At 66.7% G+C, this 16982-nt stretch carries 14 protein-coding genes; 5 read left to right on the forward strand and 9 right to left on the reverse strand.

Going from position 1 to position 16982, the window contains the following annotated elements; translation table 11 throughout:
- Positions 1-143: 143 nt before the first annotated feature.
- The 4 genes from AL3_RS10525 to AL3_RS10540 are packed head-to-tail and all read right to left on the reverse strand — an operon-like array spanning position 144 to position 4548.
- Positions 144-1589: a phytoene desaturase family protein gene (locus AL3_RS10525; protein WP_066300396.1), complete on the reverse strand. Its 1446-nt coding sequence runs from the start codon at positions 1587-1589 to the stop codon at positions 144-146.
- Positions 1582-2661, reverse strand: coding sequence for a lipid II:glycine glycyltransferase FemX (locus tag AL3_RS10530; protein WP_066300399.1), 1080 nt, complete (start codon positions 2659-2661; stop codon positions 1582-1584). Before AL3_RS10530 ends, AL3_RS10525 begins: the two co-directional genes overlap by 8 nt.
- Positions 2658-4103 (reverse strand): glycosyltransferase family 87 protein, encoded by a 1446-nt coding sequence (locus AL3_RS10535; protein WP_066300400.1) that lies wholly within the window; start codon positions 4101-4103, stop codon positions 2658-2660. Before AL3_RS10535 ends, AL3_RS10530 begins: the two co-directional genes overlap by 4 nt.
- Before the next feature lie 25 nt (positions 4104-4128).
- A complete protein-coding gene (locus AL3_RS10540) occupies positions 4129-4548 on the reverse strand; it encodes an Lrp/AsnC family transcriptional regulator (RefSeq protein ID WP_066300401.1) in 420 nt (139 codons plus the stop codon).
- A 68-nt stretch (positions 4549-4616) separates the two neighbouring features.
- Here AL3_RS10540 and AL3_RS10545 point away from each other — a divergent pair, with 68 nt between their 5' ends.
- Positions 4617-5309, forward strand: coding sequence for a LysE family transporter (locus AL3_RS10545; protein WP_066300403.1), 693 nt, complete (start codon positions 4617-4619; stop codon positions 5307-5309).
- Between the two features lie 172 nt (positions 5310-5481).
- Positions 5482-6567, forward strand: a complete 1086-nt coding sequence (locus AL3_RS10550) for an inositol-3-phosphate synthase (RefSeq protein WP_066300407.1) — start codon at positions 5482-5484, stop codon at positions 6565-6567.
- A gap of 91 nt (positions 6568-6658) precedes the next feature.
- Here AL3_RS10550 and AL3_RS10555 read toward each other — a convergent pair whose 3' ends face one another.
- The 5 genes from AL3_RS10555 to AL3_RS10575 all read right to left on the reverse strand — a co-directional run bounded on the left by AL3_RS10555 (position 6659) and on the right by AL3_RS10575 (position 12841).
- Positions 6659-8326: a formate--tetrahydrofolate ligase gene (locus AL3_RS10555; protein WP_066300409.1), complete on the reverse strand. Its 1668-nt coding sequence runs from the start codon at positions 8324-8326 to the stop codon at positions 6659-6661.
- A 59-nt stretch (positions 8327-8385) separates the two neighbouring features.
- Positions 8386-9639, reverse strand: a complete 1254-nt coding sequence (gene mshA / locus AL3_RS10560; protein WP_151723845.1) for a D-inositol-3-phosphate glycosyltransferase — start codon at positions 9637-9639, stop codon at positions 8386-8388.
- A gap of 128 nt (positions 9640-9767) precedes the next feature.
- Positions 9768-9908: a hypothetical protein gene (locus AL3_RS18470; RefSeq protein WP_157075266.1), complete on the reverse strand. Its 141-nt coding sequence runs from the start codon at positions 9906-9908 to the stop codon at positions 9768-9770.
- 792 nt (positions 9909-10700) lie between these two features.
- Positions 10701-11354: a histidine phosphatase family protein gene (locus AL3_RS10570; RefSeq protein ID WP_066300413.1), complete on the reverse strand. Its 654-nt coding sequence runs from the start codon at positions 11352-11354 to the stop codon at positions 10701-10703.
- Entirely contained in the window at positions 11351-12841 is a 1491-nt protein-coding gene (locus tag AL3_RS10575; protein ID WP_066300416.1) for a CCA tRNA nucleotidyltransferase, read from the reverse strand. The genes AL3_RS10570 and AL3_RS10575 overlap by 4 nt, the downstream gene beginning before the upstream one ends.
- Positions 12842-13035: 194 nt before the next feature.
- On the opposite strand from AL3_RS10575, the gene AL3_RS10580 reads away from it, so the two are divergent.
- The 3 genes from AL3_RS10580 to AL3_RS10590 all read left to right on the forward strand — a co-directional run bounded on the left by AL3_RS10580 (position 13036) and on the right by AL3_RS10590 (position 16938).
- Positions 13036-13515 (forward strand): NUDIX hydrolase, encoded by a 480-nt coding sequence (locus AL3_RS10580; protein ID WP_370665272.1) that lies wholly within the window; start codon positions 13036-13038, stop codon positions 13513-13515.
- A 79-nt stretch (positions 13516-13594) separates the two neighbouring features.
- Positions 13595-15262: a murein biosynthesis integral membrane protein MurJ gene (gene murJ, locus AL3_RS10585; RefSeq protein WP_066300424.1), complete on the forward strand. Its 1668-nt coding sequence runs from the start codon at positions 13595-13597 to the stop codon at positions 15260-15262.
- A 167-nt stretch (positions 15263-15429) separates the two neighbouring features.
- The gene (locus AL3_RS10590) at positions 15430-16938 is read left to right on the forward strand and encodes a hypothetical protein (RefSeq protein WP_083521670.1); all 1509 of its coding nucleotides are present in this window, start codon (positions 15430-15432) and stop codon (positions 16936-16938) included.
- The last annotated feature ends 44 nt before the right edge of the window (positions 16939-16982 follow it).

Consider the following 16982-nt stretch of genomic DNA (forward strand, 5'->3'; position numbering starts at 1 on the left):
AAGCTCTGGCTGCCGTCCCAGGCAGCGGCGGCACCTTTCAAGATACAGCCTGTGGACACCGGAATCCCCGCAGGCCCGTCCCCGGCGCTTCGCCGTGCCGGAGTGTGCGCCGGCCTGACGGCAGGCCCCGTCAGGGCCGGCCGTCAACGGGCAGGAGCAAGGTCCGGAACGGGCAGGTCAAAAACCTGCCGCAGGGCCAGCGCGGCCGCATGGTAACCGCCCATTCCGTGGACGCCGGGTCCCGGCGGAGTGGACGCGGAGCACAGATACACCCCGGGCACCGGCGTGCCCCAGGGTGCCCGGGACGCCACGGGCCGCCGGATCATCTGCGGCAGCGTCACCGCGCCAGCCCCGAAGTCCCCGCCCACATAGTTCTCGTTATACGCGGCGAGTCCGGCCGCCGTCGTCGCCTGCGAGTCCACGATGAGGTCCCGGAATCCCGGTGCGAACCGCTCGATCTGGGCAGTAACCGCCGCGGTCATGTCCCGCTCGGAACCCGCCGGCACATGGCAGTAGGACCAGAGGACATGCCGGCCCTCCGGTGCGCGCGAGGCGTCGAAGCTGCTGGGCTGGGAAAGCAGTACGTACGGGCGTTCCGGATGCCGGCCGGCGGCTACCTCCGCCTCGGACACCGCCGTCTCGGCGCGGGTTCCGCCCAGGTGCACGGTTCCGGCGGCGGCCACTTCCGGATTGGACCAGGGCACCGGTCCGGAGAGGATGTAATCGACTTTGCAGGCGGCGTTGCCGTAGCGGAAGTTCTCCAGCCGGTGCGCATACCGGGGCGGCAGCCGGTCCCCGGCGAGGCGCAGCAGCCCCGCCGGTGAGGTGTCCAGGATGACTGCGCGGGATCCGGCAACCTCGGCAAGCGAGTTCACCCGGTGCCCGGTTTCCAGGTCTCCCCCGTGCTCCCGCAGGTCCGCCACCAGGGCGTCGGAGATCGCCTGCGATCCGCCTTCCGGGATGGGCCAGCCCACGGTGTGGGCCAGCAGTGCCAGGAGCAGGCCGCCTCCGGCGGACGGAAGGGACGGAAGCCGGCCCACGGGATGGGCCATCACGCCGGTCAGCAGTGCCGGGGCAGCGTCGCCGGAAAAGCGGCGGTTCCAGGCCGGGCTTCCCTGTTCCAGGGCTGCCAGGCCGAACCGCAGGGCAGCGGCAGGATTCCGCGGCAGGCTCAGCAGCGGATTCATCAACAGTGCGGTGATGTCTTCCGAATGCCGGACCAGGGGGCGCATCAGTTCACCAAATGCCTGCCCGTCCGGTCCCAGGCCCAGGATGGTGCGCTCCAGGCTGCGGTAGGCGACGGCGGCGCGGCCGCCGTCGAGCGGCTGCGCGTAGGACGCCTCCGGAATGGTGAGCCGGATCCGCTCCGCCAGGCCGAAAGCGCGGAAGAACGGTGCCGCCAGCGCCATGGGGTGGACGGCCGAGCAGACGTCGTGGAAGTGTCCGGGGCGGATCAGTTCCTGGGTGCGGGTGCCCCCGCCCGCGGTGGGCGCCGTGTCCAGGACCTGCACGGAAAGTCCGGCGCGGGCCATGGTCACAGCTGCGGCCAGGCCGTTCGGCCCGGATCCCACCACTGTCACATCAGTCACGGCGGGCCTTTGCTGCGGCCGGCAGCTGCTTCAGCCGCCCCAGGGCTGCCTTGACGGCGGACGGAGCTTCCCGCCGAATGCGCAGGGCACTGGCGAGGATCCGGTAGCGGGCCGGTTTCAGCGGAATGTCGTAGGTGGTGGGCACGGTGACAATGGTCTTGGAGAAGTTCCGCTTGAAGGTGGTGACGTTCGCCAGCGAAGGGTAATTTTCGCTCTCGATGCCGGTCAGGCCGCAGGCAGTGTTCCCGGCTTCCTTGAGTACCTTAAAGGCTTCCCAGAGCAGCAGATACGGCGCATTGGTCTTGCGGGCATCCCGGGAACTGGCGGCGAAATAGTAGACGGCGTAGCCGCGGTACTCGGTGGTGATCAGCCAGGACACCGGTTTGCCGTCGACGTAGGCGACCATCAGGCGCAGGTAGTCACCGAGCTCGTCCAGCAGCGTTTCGTAAAACGCGGAGTCGAAGCTGGAGAAACCGTCGCGCGCCGCGGTTTCCTGCATGATCGGGAACAGCTCGGTGCGGAAGACCGTGGTCCACTGCTCCCGCTCCACCGTGCGCACATCCACGCCCAGCTTCTCGGCCTTGCGGATCAGGTTGCGGGCATTCGGGCGGAACGCGGCGAAGATTTTCTCGGTCTCAGGTGACAGGTCGACGACGATCTCGCGCTCGTACCAGCCGTGTTCCAGCGGTCCGGTGACCGGCGGCTGCTGGTGCTCCACCTGCATACGGACGTACAGCGGATCCACCGCCGGGTCCGCCCGGAACTGGTCCTGCACGGTCTGCACCAGCCTGGCTTCGGCCTCCGGCGTCCGTTCGCTGAACCAGGTGGGGCCGTTCACGGCAACCAGGGACGGGCGGAAACGGCGGGAGGAACGCAGGAAACTTGCGGTGGCGACCAGCTTGCCGCCGTCGTAGTAGGCCCAGATCCCGTAGGGATCGCGGCCGAGCCGGGTCTCGAAATCCGCCCAGTACGGGGTCTGCTCCAGCGGTATTACAACGTCGGGATGCCGTTCTGCCAGGGCATCGAAGTCCTCACGGGACAACTGCTGGAAACGGTAGGGAGCGGGTGTCACAGTGCTTCTTTCGCCGGGGCTTCGTCCGTTTCCAAGGGTACCCGAGGGCGGCGCCGGAGCCTGATCCGCCAGCGGTCCGCTGCATGGTCGAAAGGCCCGCCCTGCGGGTCGTCGATGTCCAGCCGGCGGACCGGATCTGTCCGCGGATCCAGGATGTCCGCCACGACGCGGCCCATCAGGTACAGGGTGGCGCCCATGTGTCCGATGACGGACAGGACGAACCACCCCGAGTCCAGGTTGTTCTCCGGCGGGCCGCCGCCGATCACTGCGGCCAGGTAGAGCCAGATGGCCCACCAGTGCATCACCTCGAAGAACTGCCAGATGAGGAAGTCGCGCCAGCGCGGCCGCGCCAGGGCCAGCAGGGGAACAAGCCACAGCACAAACTGTGGGGAATAGACCTTGTTGGTGAGGATGAACGCCGCGACGATCAGGAAGGCGAGCTGGGCCAGCCGGGGCCTGCGCGGGGCGGCCAGGGCCAGGACGGCGATCCCCGCGCAGGCCAGGGCGAACAGGAAGTAGGCCCAGAAGGTGATGAACTCCGGGCTGACGGCCCGCTCGGGAAAGGTGATGTCCCAGGCCTGCCAGACGCTGGAGTTCCCTGAGCCGCGGTCCCGGGAGAACTCATAGAAATGTTTCCAGCCCGGATAGTCCCGCAGCATAAAGGGCACGTTCACCACCAGCCAGGTCACAGCGGTGGCAGTAAAGGCCAGGAGGGCGGCCCGGAACTTGAGCGTCCGCAGCGCCAGCACCAGCACGGCTCCCAGGATCAGCACCGGATAGAGCTTCAAAGCCGTTCCCAGGCCCAGGAAGATCCCCGCTGCCACCGGCTTGTTCCGCGCGAACGCCAGCATTCCAAGGGCAGCGAGCATCACCGCCCAGATATCCCAGTTAATGAAGACAGACAGGATCACGGCCGGGGCCACGGCCACCATGGCCGCGTCCCAGGGGCGCCGGTTGGCCATCCGCATGGTCGCCACGACCGTCACGATCCAGGCGATGGTGGCAAAAACGGCGTTCAGGTCGAAGTACAGCAGGCCACGGGATTCGGCGCCGGCCGGAACCAGCCAGGCCACGAAACCGGCCAGGAGACCAAGCAGCACCGGATACTCGAATTCGGAGCCGGCGCTGATGAACGGGTAGATCCCCTCCCCCAGGCCGCGTGCGCTGAACAGAGCAGGCCAGTCCGAATAACAGGCCATGTAGAACTGGTTGGACCAGCCGCTGAGCCGGCAGGGGGTTTTGGCCAGCAGGGCAACCAGGGCTGCCCCGGTGGTCAGGAGGATGAGCACCCGCTCCACGGTGAAGAAGCCCGGGGAAACGACGCCCGGGGCGGTAAAGCGGCCCAGCGGCCCGCCGATACCTTCGGTGAAGCGGCGCAGCAGCCGGTCATTTCGGCTGGGGACGACGATGCGCAGCGGCCGCCGGCGGAGCTTGGGATCCATGCCTACCAGTATGCAGGCGTGCCGTTCAGCGCAGGGCCAGCCGGGTTTGGGTCTGAATGGCCCCGGAACCCGCCTTGAGCCGGTGCAGCAGCTCATCCAAGGCCTTCATGGTGGGCACCCCGACCCGCAGGAGGTAGTCATAGGGACCTGTCACATGCACTGCCTCCTGGACCGCCGGGTCATTCCGGGACCACTCCAGGAAGGAGCGTGAATCCGTCTCCGGCTTGAGCCGCACGTCGATGAAGGCCTGCAGTCCCGGGCCCGCGTCCGGGGCCTCCGAGCCGAGGATGGCCCGGTAGCCGAGAATGATGCCGCTGGCTTCCAACCGGCGGACGCGTGCTGCGGCCGCGTTGGTGCTCAGGCCGATCCGGCGCCCCAGCTCGCTGTACGTGATCCGCGCTTCGCTCTGCAGGATGCTGAGTATTTTGCTGTCTGTATCGTCCACGCCGCGATTCTAACCACCCGACCGCTCAAAGTGAGGTGCTGCCCGGCGGTGAGCCGCACAGTGCAGGGATGGACGTTCTCTCATCACTGGCAGCGGGTGTGATCGCCGGGTTTGGCGTGGCCGCACCGCTGGGCGCCATCGGCATCCTGCTGCTGCGCGAAGGGCTGGCGGCGGGCTTCCGGGCAGCCGCACCGGCGGCGTTTGCCGTCGCACTCGTTGACACGGTGTACTGCACCCTGGCCGTCTTCGCCGGTGCCGCCGCCGCGCCCCTCGCCGCGTCCTGGGGCCACCTGCCGGCCGTGGCTGGCGGAACGGCGCTCATTCTGCTGGGCCTGGCCGGCATCCGGCAGACCTGCCGGGGCGTCCCCCGGCCGGCCGCCGCCGGTGCCGCGGCTCGGACGGAGGAGGCTCCGGAGGAGGCCGAAGGGCGTGCGGCCAAAGTCCTGACAGCCAAACACCGGCCAGCCCACCGGGGGCGTTTTGTGCTCTTCGTGGCATTAACCGCGGTCAACCCGGTGACCCTGCTGTATTTCGCGGCCCTGGCGGCCGGCCTCCGGGACCTCCTGGCACCGCCTGCCGGCCCTGCCGCGTTCATCACGGGAGTGGCGGCGGCGTCCCTCACCTGGCAGCTGGGTCTGGTCTTTTCCGGCGCATTCCTGCGGGGCCGGGCCAGCCCTGCGGTGCAGCGCGGCCTCTCGCTGGCAGGGCACTCGGCCGTCGCAGTCCTGGGGGCTGCCGCCGTCGTTATCCCGCTTCTGTGACGTTGCCTCCTGCTTCGTGACCAGGCAGCCGCCGGGCAGCCTGCCGCGCCCTGGAGGGGCCAGCAGGCCAGGGCAGCTGGAAGCGGGCCGCATGTGACCAGATTAACAAAGTAGACTGAGGCAGTTGCCTGCGCCGCGTGCGGCGGCATATGAATGTCTTCAAAGGAGAACAGTGGCAAAGAATCCCATCCGGGTGGCAATCGTTGGTGTTGGAAACTGCGCTGCATCGCTGGTGCAGGGCGTCCGCTACTACCGCGATGCCGACCCGACAGCAACCGTCCCGGGCCTGATGCATGTCCAGTTCGGCAAGTACCACGTCAACGATGTGCAGTTCGCGGCCGCATTCGACGTTGACGCGAAGAAGGTCGGTCTTGACCTCGCGGACGCCATCGGCGCAAGCGAGAACAACACGATCAAGATCTGTGACGTCCCGGAGACGGGCGTCAAGGTCCAGCGCGGCCATACCCTCGACGGCCTGGGCAAGTACTACCGGGAAACCATCACCGAATCCGATGAGGAGCCGGTGGACATTGTGGCTGAGCTCAAGGCCGCCGACGTCGACGTGATGGTCTGCTACCTGCCCGTCGGTTCCGAGGCAGCGGCCAAGTTCTACGCCCAGTGCGCCATTGATGCCGGCGTCGCCTTCGTCAACGCGCTGCCCGTCTTCATTGCCGGGACCAAGGAGTGGGCGGATAAGTTCACGGATGCCGGCGTTCCGATCGTCGGCGATGACATCAAGAGCCAGATCGGCGCCACCATCACCCACCGGGTGATGGCCAAGCTCTTCGAAGACCGCGGCGTCACGCTGGACCGCACCTACCAGCTCAACGTCGGCGGCAACATGGACTTCAAGAACATGCTGGAGCGGGAGCGGCTGGAATCCAAGAAGATCTCCAAGACCCAGGCTGTCACCTCCAATGTGGAGGCCGAGCTCTCCGAGAACGACGTGCACATCGGCCCGTCGGACTTCGTCGCCTGGCTCGATGACCGCAAGTGGGCCTTCGTCCGGCTCGAAGGCCGCAACTTCGGCGATGCACCGGTGTCCCTGGAATACAAGCTGGAAGTCTGGGACTCCCCCAACTCGGCCGGTGTGATCATCGACGCCGTCCGCGCGGCGAAGATTGCCCTGGACCGCGGTGTCGGCGGCCCGATCCTCTCGGCGTCGAGCTACTTCATGAAGTCCCCGCCGGAGCAGTACAACGATGACATCGCCCGCGACAAGGTGGAGCAGTTCATCCGCGGCGAGGTCGAGCGCTAAGCCCCGCTCCCCAAGCTCAACAAACCAGCAAAAAGGTGGCCCTCCCAGCGGGAGGACCACCTTTTTGCTGTTCCGATCGGCGTCGGGAGGCCTAGAACAGGCCCGACGGCGTGCCGTCCGGCGCCACGCCCATCCGCAGTGCCGCCGGTGACTTCGGCAGGCCCGGCATGGTCATGACCGCCCCGGTCAGGGCCACGATGAAGCCGGCACCGGTTTTGGGCACCAGGTCCCTGACATGCACGGTGAATCCTTCGGGTGCACCGAGCTTCGTCACGTCGTCCGAGAAGGAGTACTGCGTTTTGGCCATGCAGACCGGGAAATGCTCCCAGCCGTTGGCCCTGATCTCCTCCAGCCGGCGCAGCGCGGGCACGGAGAACTCCACGCCGTCCGCACCGTAGATCTCCTGGACCACCGTGCGGATCTTCTCCTCAACGCTCATCTGCAGCGGATACAGCGGGCTGAAAGCGGACGGCTTCTCCAGGGCAGCCAGGACCTTCCCCGCAAGCTCATCCCCGCCCGGACCGCCGCCCCCGCCGGCCCACACATCAGCGACGGCCGCTTCCACTCCTTCCTGTGAACACCACTCCAGCAGCCAGTCCAGTTCCTGCTGGGTGTCGGAGGTGAAGCGGTTGACCGCCACCACGGGATTCAGCCCGAACTTGGCAATGTTGCGCAGATGCCGGCGCAGGTTGGCCGTCCCGGCCTCGAGGCCCGCCTGGTTGGCTTCGCCCAGCCGGTCCCGCGGCACACCTCCGTGCATCTTCAGCGCCCGGATGGTCGCCACGACCACCACGGCGTCGGGAGCCACGTCCGCTGCGCGGGAGGTGATGTCCATGTACTTCTCCGCCCCCAGATCGGCGCCGAAACCGGCTTCGGTCACGACGACGTCGGCCAGGTCCCGGGCCAGCGACGTGGCGATCACCGAGTTGCAGCCGTGCGCGATGTTCGCAAAAGGACCGCCGTGCACCAGGGCCGGCGTCCCCGCGATGGTCTGCACCAGGTTGGGCTTCAGCGCATCCTTGAGCAGCAGAGCCAAGGCACCCTGGACCCCCAGGTCCGCTACGGTCACCGGCCGGCGGTCGTAGGTGTAGCCGACCGTGACCAGGGCGAGCCTGCTGGTGAGGTCCTCGATTCCCGTGGCAAGGCAAAAAATGGCCATCACCTCGGACGCCACGGTGATGTCGAACCCGTCCTCGCGCGGTGTGCCCTGGCCGGGACCGCCGAGTCCGATCACCACGTTGCGCAGGGACCGGTCATTCATGTCCAGGACGCGGCGGAACGTGATGCGGCGGGGGTCGATCCCAAGCTCGTTGCCCTGGTAAATGTGGTTGTCCACCAAGGCGGCCAGAGCGTTGTTGGCGCTGGTGATGGCGTGGAAGTCCCCCGTGAAGTGCAGGTTGATTTCCTCCATCGGTATGACCTGGGAATACCCGCCCCCGGTGGCGCCGCCTTTCATGCCCAGGACCGGACCCAGGGACGGTTCCCGCAACGCGATGACAGTCCGGCGGCCGGCACGCGCCAAGGCGTCGCCCAGGCCGACAGTGACCGTGGATTTGCCCTCCCCCGCCGGCGTTGGGCTCATGGCGGTGACCAGGACAACCTTCCCCTTTTCCTCGCGGGCCGGGATCAGGTGCGGATCCACCTTGGCCTTGTACCGGCCGTAGAGTTCAAGCGCCTCATCGGGAATGCCGGCGGCGGCGGCGATGGATGTGATCGGCTGCAGGGTCGCGGCGCGGGAAATATCGAGGTCGTTGGCCATAGGACAACGCTCGCACCAGCCCCGTTGTGCGTCAATCCAAGCCGTGGCGCGTCGGAGCGTCAGTTTCGGACGGACTGCGCCGAGGCCTGACCGGCAGCCCGCCGGTAGCCCTGCGTGGTGAGCATCGCAGTGCGCTGCCAGCCGAACGCCCGGGCGTGCACGGCAGCTGAGCGGCCCAGTTCTGCCCGCCAGGACTGGTGGTCGTAAAGCGTTTCGAGCTCCGCTGCCCAGCGCGCCGGATCATGTCCCTGGACCAGGATTCCGGTCCGGCCGGAGCTGACCGCCTTGGGCAGCCCACCGACGTCGGCTGCGATGACCGGGGTCCCGCAGGCCTGGGCCTCGAGTGCCACCAGGCCAAAGGATTCGCTGTAGGAAGGCACCGCAACGACATCGGCGGAGCGGAACCAGCCGGCGAGCCCGCCCGCTGCGATGGGTGGACGCAGCTGCACCGTTCCCTCCAGTGCCAGGGATGCGACGGCGGCTTCCAAGTCCAGGACCTCGGACCCGCTGGGGGCACCGAGGATGCTGATCCGGAGCGGAATGTCCGGGCGGGCGGTCCGCAGTTTTGCAGCAGCTTCCACCAGCACCTGGGGCCCCTTCATCCGCTGGATCCGCCCGGCGAACACCACGTGGAACTCATCCCGGCGGATCCCGTGCAGCGGTTTCGCCAGCGCACGGCCGGCCGGGGAGAACACCTCAAGGTCGACGCCGGGCGCCACCACGTCGATGTCTGACTCGCTGGCCCCGTACCAGGTGGCAAGTTCCGAGGCTTCGGTGGTGGTGTTGGCGATCAGGCGGGCCGCGGAGTCAACAATGTCCTGCTCCCCCTGGATCCGCACCTGCGGTTCGGCACGCTCACCGGGCTGCAGCTGGACGTTCTTCACCCTGGCCATGGTGTGCATGGTGTGGACCAGGGGGACGTCCCATTGGCGTGCCAGCGCCAGTCCGGCAATCCCGGAGACCCAGTAATGGGAGTGGAGGACGTCGTAGCGTCCATGCTCCTGCAGGCCGCGTGCAGCTGCACTGATCCCCTCGGCCAGCTCTTCAGCCAGCCCGGGCAGCACTTCCTTGGGGAGGCGGCGCCGGGGTCCGGCGGTGATGTGGCGAACGGTAGCTCCCGGAGCAATCTCCACTGCCGGCGGCTGGTCCGGGGCCGAGGCGCGGGTGAAAATGTCCACCTGCACGCCCATCTTGGCCATCTGGACGGCCACGGAACGAACGTAAACGTTCATCCCGCCTGCGTCGCCGGAACCAGGTTGTTCGAGTGGAGAGGTATGCAGCGAGAGCATGGCCACCCGGTTAACCTGGGGCACAGCACTCCCTTCGTCGCTGGCCTGTGTTCCCTACCTATCGACCATACAACGCGAGAAGGCCCGGCTTTGTTTCCTGACCGGGTGGCCGCTGCCTGATGACAACGGCCACCGAGGCCTGGCAGGCACCGTCACAGCCTGCTGCGGCTGTTGACGTAGTGGGTGAGGAGGTTGAACTGGCGTTCTTCCTGCTCCTGCAGCGACTCCTGGCTTGCTGCAAGTTTGATAGCCAGAAGCTTGATGGCTCCGCGGCGGCGGAGGGCGCCGGCCACCCTGCGCGCCAGCCTGGCTGGCCCGGCACGGCGCGCATCCGTCCCGACGGCACGCCGGACTACTTTCCTCGAGGGCGGAGGCGGCTGCGCTGAAGCTTGAACAGACTTCTCGTCATTCAACCCTAAAAAGGGCAGGTTGATATAAGGCATGGGAATACTCCGAAAAATGGCGCGCTAAAAGCACGGAAATGAAAAGGCTAAGAAAGGAAAAGTGCAGTCCGATTCAATGGCCACTGAAATAGGTGATTGGGCTCCGCGTGCTGATCTGTGCCCGCATTAATCGGGCAGGCACCGGAGACCGGGATTACCAGTCAGGGCCAGGAATCGAAACCGTGCGGTCCCCGAAAACCTGGGTGAGCTGCATGGAGTGCGGTCCCGCAGACCGGGACCCAGTGGAACCTGGCTGGCTACGCGGCAATCCGCGGATGCACAGCGGCTTCCCGGACTTGTCCGAAACCGCCGGGCTGCCTGCCGGCGCCAAGGAGCTGGCCGCAGGTCCGGTACTGCATTCCAAGCGGCAGGCCGGACATGGCTGCACGGAAATGGAACTGCGAATGGGACCGCCGGGATGTACCCGCAATATTCGTATCCATTTTCCACCTCCGTTGTTCGTCCGGGGCCACTGAAGGGCCGCTGCGCTGGGTTCTACAAGTACGGACTGCATGCACTTTGCTTAGCTCATGCACTTTGCTTATGCACTTTGCTGGGCGGCCGAGCCGGCCGCTGAAAAAAATATAGCCGACTTACCTGGGGATTGCCAAGCCCCAAAGTAAAACTTTTTCGGAATTCTTTCTAGATATTCCATTTCAGCAGGGCCGGAGTGTGCTTATCCCAGCCCAGGACGCAGACGGCCGCAGTTCCCAGCACCAGATGCCGCCCCTGATCGGGGGCAAGACCCAGCCAGCGGGCGGCGAGGATCCGCAGGAAGTGTCCGTGGGCCACCAGCAGTGCCCGCTGCAGCGGAACGGCGTCCGGGTCCTGGTCCATCGGCGTTCCGCAGCCGGCCTGGACGGTGGAGATAATGCGGTCGGCGCGGGCTGCGACGGCGTCCAGTGCTTCGCCGCCCGGAACACCGTCGTTCCAGATGATGTAGCCCGGGTTCTCCGCGCGCACCTCGGTGCTCTTCCGGCCTTCGTTCCGTCCGTAGTCCCATTCGTGGGCGTGGGGCAGGATCTCGGCGTCCGGGTAGCCCAGGAGTTCGGCAGTGCGCCGGGCCCTGACCAGCGGGGAGGTGAAAACCCGGTCGAAGCTGAAGTCGCCGATCTTTCCGCGCGCAGCGGCAGCCTGCGCTTCCCCTTCGGCAGTGAGGGGGATGTCGGTCAGTCCGGTGTAGTTTCCTTCCCGGGACCATTCAGTCTCCCCATGCCGGACCAGCCAAAGGATGGGCAGCGGAGTTCCGGCGGGGGTCAGATCCGGAACTGCCGGTCCAAAGTTCCCTGCGGTCATGACTGTTCCTCCGTCTCGTTGGGCTGCGCCGGCTGCTCCGCGCTCCCGGTGTCCTGCCGGCTTTCCGGCTGTTCCTGCCACCAGGCGCGCAGCTTGGCCGCCGCCTCTTCCGGATTCGACGGACCATTCTCCATCCGTTCCTCCAGGAGGAAACGGTAGGCACGGCCCACCACCGGTCCCGGCCGGATGCCAAGCAGTTCCATGATCTGGCTGCCGTCGAGGTCCGGACGGATCGAAGCCAGTTCCTCCTGCTCGGCCAGCTTGGCGATCCGGGCTTCGAGGTCATCGTAGGCGAAGGCCAGGCGTTCGGCCTTGCGCCGGTTCCGGGTGGTGACATCGGAGCGGGTCAACCGGTGCAGGCGCTCCAGCAGCGGGCCGGCATCCGTGACGTACCGGCGCACCGCGGAGTCGCTCCAGCCTGCGTCGCCGTAGCCGTAGAAGCGCATGTGCAGTTCCACCAGGCGGGCGACGGCTTTGATCGTGTCATTGTCAAAACGCAGCGCCTTCATCCGTTTTGCGGTGAGCTTGGCGCCAACGACGTCGTGGTGCAGGAAGCTGACCGATCCAGCGGGTTCGAAGCGGCGGGTGGCGGGCTTCCCGACGTCGTGCATCAGCGCCGCGAAGCGCAGGATGAAGTCGGGGCCCGGCACCGGTCCGTCAGGGCCGGTTTCCTGTTCGCAGGCCTGCCGCAGCACGGTCAGCGAGTGCTGGTAGACGTCCTTGTGCCGGTGATGCTCGTCCATCTCCAGCTTCAGCGCGGCGACTTCGGGCAGCACATGGTCAGCCAGGCCGCTCTCCACGAGCAGGTCCATGCCCGCCGCCGGTGATTTGCCGTTGATCAGCTTCACCAGCTCATCGCGGACCCGTTCAGCCGAAATGATTTCGATCCGCCCGGCCATATCCTTCATGGCCGCGAACACCTCCGGCGCAACGCGCACGTCGAGCTGGGACGCGAACCGGGCCGCGCGCATCATGCGCAGCGGGTCATCGGAGAAGGACGACGACGGCGCGCCGGGGGTGCGCACCACTCCGGCCTGCAGGTCACGGACTCCGCCATAGGGGTCCACCAGTTCGAGCTGCGGCAGCCGCAGGGCCATCGCGTTCATGGTGAAATCCCTGCGGTACAGGTCATCCTCGAGCTTCTCGCCGAAAGCAACCACCGGCTTGCGGGAGTCCGGATCGTAGGCTTCGGCGCGGTAGGTGGTGATTTCGATCTGGAAGCCGTCCTTGCGCATCCCGATCGTGCCGAACTCCCGGCCGATCTCCCAGTACGCATCGCACCAGCCGCGGACCACGGCAAGGATGTCATCCGGCCGCGCATTCGTGGTGAAGTCCAGGTCCGGAGAGACCCGGCCCAGGAACAGGTCGCGCACCGGTCCGCCGACCAGGGAGAGTTCAAACCCGGCCGCCTGGAACTTCTCTCCCAGCTGCGGGATCACGCCAGGAAGCGGGGGATGCGGGACAGAGCTGTCAAAAAGGTGCGCCATAGTGCTTTAAGCGTGCCAGATAAACCGGCCGCAGCGGACAACAGAGCCCGCCTGTGACCCGGACACGCCGGGGTTGGCGCGGCCGGGCGGGGGCGGGCTGGGAACAGTCATCATCGCTGGGGAAAGGTAGTTACAGTGGGGGTATGGCCCATCCTGTCCCGAGTGCGCCCAAGCGGACCCCATTGACTGCGTCAATGGGCAGTTCCGGCGCGCACCCGGCGCATGCGGCCCTGCCCACCGTCGAAGAGGTGTCGGCCGGCGGCATTGTGGTGGATACCAGTGATTCCCAGCTGCCCGTGGCCATCATCGCGCGGCTTAACCGCGGCGGACGGCTGGAGTGGTGCCTGCCCAAGGGCCACCCGGAGAACGACGAGGACAATCAGCAGGCAGCCATCCGCGAGATTGCCGAGGAAACCGGCATCAGCGGCCGTATCCTCAGTCCGCTGGGCAGCATCGACTACTGGTTCACCGTCAGCGGCCACCGGGTGCACAAGACCGTGCACCACTATCTGCTGGTCGCCGTCGGCGGCGAGCTCACGATTGAGAATGATCCTGACCACGAGGCCGTTGACGTCGCGTGGGTACCCCTTTCAGTCCTGAGCCGGCGGCTTTCCTTCCCTAATGAACGGCGTATTGCGGACCTCGCCCGTGAGATCCTGCCCAAGCACCTGTGACCGGCGGCGGAGCCCGGCGGATGCCCGGACCTCCAGGTTTTGAGGGATTAGTGCGCGAAGGTGAGAGCATAAGGACATAATGGCCGCACAGAAAACCGCTCCCAGCACTGCCCGCTCCAGCGCCGTCATGGCAGCGGGAACCATGGTTTCCCGCGTACTCGGATTGGTCCGTACCGCGCTGCTGGCCGTGGCCATCGGCAATACCGGGCTGGTCACGGACATTTTCAGTTCCGCGAATGTCCTGCCCAACTTCATCTACCTCCTGGTGGCAGGCGGCGTCTTCAATGCCGTGCTGGTGCCGCAGATCATCAAGGCCAGCAAACGCGAGGACCGCGGGGCGGATTACGTTTCACGAATCCTGACCCTGAGCCTGGTGTTCCTGGCTGTCATCGCTGCCCTGGCCACCATCGCGGCGCCGCTGATCCTGCCCCTGGTGACAGCGCTCAACCCGGACCAGCTGCCGCTGGCCACCGTGTTTGCCTACTGGCTCTTCCCGCAGATCTTCTTCTACGGCGCCTACGCCGTGATTGGCCAGATCCTGAACGCCAACGGGCGGTTCGGTGCCTACATGTGGGCACCGGTGGTCAACAACCTGGTGGCCATCGCCGGCCTAATCGTCTTCATCACCTTCATCGGCCGGCAGGAGAGCGAACAGTTCTCTCCGGAAACCTGGACCTCCACGGCAACCCTGATCCTTGCCGGCAGCACCACCCTCGGAATCGTGCTGCAGGCCGTTGTGCTGCTCTTCCCGCTGAAGAAGCTGGGGCTTGGGCTGCGTCCGTCCTTCGGGCTGCGCGGGGTCGGCCTCGGGCAGACCGGCAAGGTGGCCAAATGGACCGTCCTCACCATGCTCGTTGGCAACGGGGCCTACCTCGTCTACACCAAAGTCGCGACCATCGCCTCCGCGGCGCGGCCGGCCTACCAGGCCATGACGCCTCCCCAGGAAATCGCCGGTCACCTCAACCTGGAGACGGCGGCGATGCTCTACATCATTCCGCACTCGGTCATCACGCTTTCGCTCGCGACCGTCCTCTTTAACCGGATGTCCCACGCCTACGTGGAACAGGACCTGGACGGCGTCCGGGACACCATTGCCCGCGGACTGCGGGCCATCGGCGTGGCAACCGTTTTCTGCGCGGCTGTCCTGGTGGTGCTGGCAGGTCCCATCAGCATGTGGTTCAGCGGCGGGTCCAACGCCTCGGCCGTGATCCAGGCGCAGGTGCTGGTCCTGCTGGCAGCCAGCGCCCCCTTCCTCAGCGCAACCTTCCTGATGAACCGGGCCTTCTACGCCAATGAAGACGCCAAAACGCCACTGATCATGCAGGTTGTCCTCTCCATCCTGGGCGTGTCCCTGGCCCTTGGGGCGGCCGCCCTTCCGGCGGACAGGATCGTTTTTGGCCTGGCCGTGGCCTACTCGATCGGCAACATTGCCGCCGTGGTGCTCAGCCACATCTTCCTGAACCGCAAACTTGGCCACTACGGGGCCGGGCGGGTGTTCGATCTGCACGTCCGGTTGACCGTCGCAGCGCTCGGCGCCTCCGCCGTGGGAGCAGCAGCCCTGGCAATGCTTGGCGGCTACACCTCCGACGGGTTTGCCTGGAGCTCCCTGGCCAGCGCCGTCGTCGTCCTGGCGGTCTGCGGCACGCTGATGGCTGCGGCTTACGCCGCGATGCTGCGCGGGCTGAAGGTCAGGGAACTGGACGAGTTCATGGCGCCCATCCTCGCACGCCTCAAACGCGGGGCCTGAGACACCAAACTCAGGTTTGGCCGCCGCCGCGGGTAGCATGGAATAAGGCGGGCGGTACGGGAAAGTCCATGGTGGCGTGCGCGTACTGTGTTAACCGCACCGGCAGCCCCACGCCCGCCGGTGGCTACATCTTGCAGAAGTTACAGCCGTTTCCACGGGAGGAACACGTGCCACAACCGGTAAACGTTGGTTCAGTGCTGGGCGGCCGATACAAGGTCACCGCCCAGGTACTGGCCTCGGCAGAGAACGACCTTGTCCTCGACGGCGTGGACCAGGTGCTGAACCGTGCCGTAAGCATCCTCGTTGCCGCACCGCAGAACGCCAGCCAGGTTAGTGCCAGCGCGCGGGAAATCGCCATCGGTGAGCGTCATTCCACCGTTCAGATCCTGGACCTGGGCGTCAGCGACGGCTGCACCTATCTGATTACCTCCACCGGCAACGCCGCGGACCTCCTTGACCTCGTCATTGAACGGGACGCCCCCTATGTGGAGCCCTTCTTCACCGACACGCTTGGCTCGGAAATCTTTGGCGAACCGCGTTCGCGCGAACCCGAGACGGTCGAAGCAGACCGCTATGTCGAGGAATCCCCGGAACGGGACCGCAAACCTCTGCTCTCAGGCCTCTCCAAGCCCCAGCTCCCCCGCTTCGGCCGCGGTGCCGCAGCTTCCGGAGCGGCAGGTGCCTCCGCTGCTGCCAATGCTGAGCGTGACCTGGAGTTCGGCGGATCCCAGGGAGCCCCGGCGGAAGCGGCCACTGGCGCCGCAGCCGTTCCCCCGCCGCCCCGCCAGAGCCCGCGCACAGCCGCCTACTCCACGCCCACGCCGGAGACGGCCCCGGTTGCCGCCCCCAAGGTGAGCCGCTGGGAAGATGAGGATGACTTCCCTGCGGAGGGCTACCGGCCTGCCGGCGAGAACGAGCGCCGGGCCTCCAGCTTCCCGCGCACTGCCCTGGGTGCCGGCTATGAGTCCGATACCTACGAGGACTACGACCAGGAAGACGACGCCGAGCCCCGGGAAGGCGGCGACCGCAAGTACGGCCGGCTGCTGGTCGGCGGCTTCCTCAGCCTGGTGCTGATCGTCGCCGTGGTTCTCGCCTTTACCAACCTCGGCAAGGTCGGGGACATGTTCGCCTCCGACGAGGTCTCCACCTCCCCGGAGGCGGTAGTCCCGGCACCGGAAGAGGGTGCAGCCGAGGAAACCGGAGCCGCCCTGCCCGCTCCGGCGACCGCAGGTGTCACGCGTCTGGTTCCCGGCAACCAGTCCCTGGACTCGGTGAACGACGCCGCGCTGCCGCAGATCATCGACGGCAACCCGGCCAGCTACTGGTCCAGCTACGTCTACGCTTCGGAGACCTTCGGCGGACTGGCGCCCAGCCTGGCGCTCGTCGTCGAACTTGAAGACGAATCTGCCATCAGCAAGGTGGACATCACGCAGCTGAACGGCAGCGGCGGCAGCTTCTCCGTGATGCTCAATGACCAGCCCACCCTGGAAGGCGCCTCCACCGTGGCCCAGTCCGGCTTCACCGGACCCACCACCAGCATCACGGTGCCTAAGGTGGACGGTGAGCCGGCATCGGCCAGCTACGTCATCATCAACTTCACCCAGCTGCCCCGCCTCAGCGGAGTGCAGGCCGAATACCCCTGGGGCCTGCGCATCGCAGAGATCGCAGTGTCCTGATTCCAGCCATTTGAGCCGCCGGCAACCGGCCCGGCGGCTCAACG

This window comes from Arthrobacter luteolus NBRC 107841 (assembly GCF_001552075.1).
In the GTDB taxonomy this organism is placed as follows: domain Bacteria; phylum Actinomycetota; class Actinomycetes; order Actinomycetales; family Micrococcaceae; genus Arthrobacter_B; species Arthrobacter_B luteolus.

Coding starts and splice junctions, on each gene's coding strand:
- AL3_RS10535 (WP_066300400.1), bottom strand. CDS start 4,103: ATGGATCCCAAGCTCCGCCGGCGGCCGCTGCGCATCGTCGTCCCCAGC.
- AL3_RS10545 (WP_066300403.1), top strand. CDS start 4,617: ATGGACGTTCTCTCATCACTGGCAGCGGGTGTGATCGCCGGGTTTGGC.
- AL3_RS10555 (WP_066300409.1), bottom strand. CDS start 8,326: ATGGCCAACGACCTCGATATTTCCCGCGCCGCGACCCTGCAGCCGATC.
- AL3_RS10570 (WP_066300413.1), bottom strand. CDS start 11,354: ATGACCGCAGGGAACTTTGGACCGGCAGTTCCGGATCTGACCCCCGCC.
- AL3_RS10575 (WP_066300416.1), bottom strand. CDS start 12,841: ATGGCGCACCTTTTTGACAGCTCTGTCCCGCATCCCCCGCTTCCTGGC.
- AL3_RS10580 (WP_370665272.1), top strand. CDS start 13,036: ATGGGCAGTTCCGGCGCGCACCCGGCGCATGCGGCCCTGCCCACCGTC.
- murJ (WP_066300424.1), top strand. CDS start 13,595: ATGGCCGCACAGAAAACCGCTCCCAGCACTGCCCGCTCCAGCGCCGTC.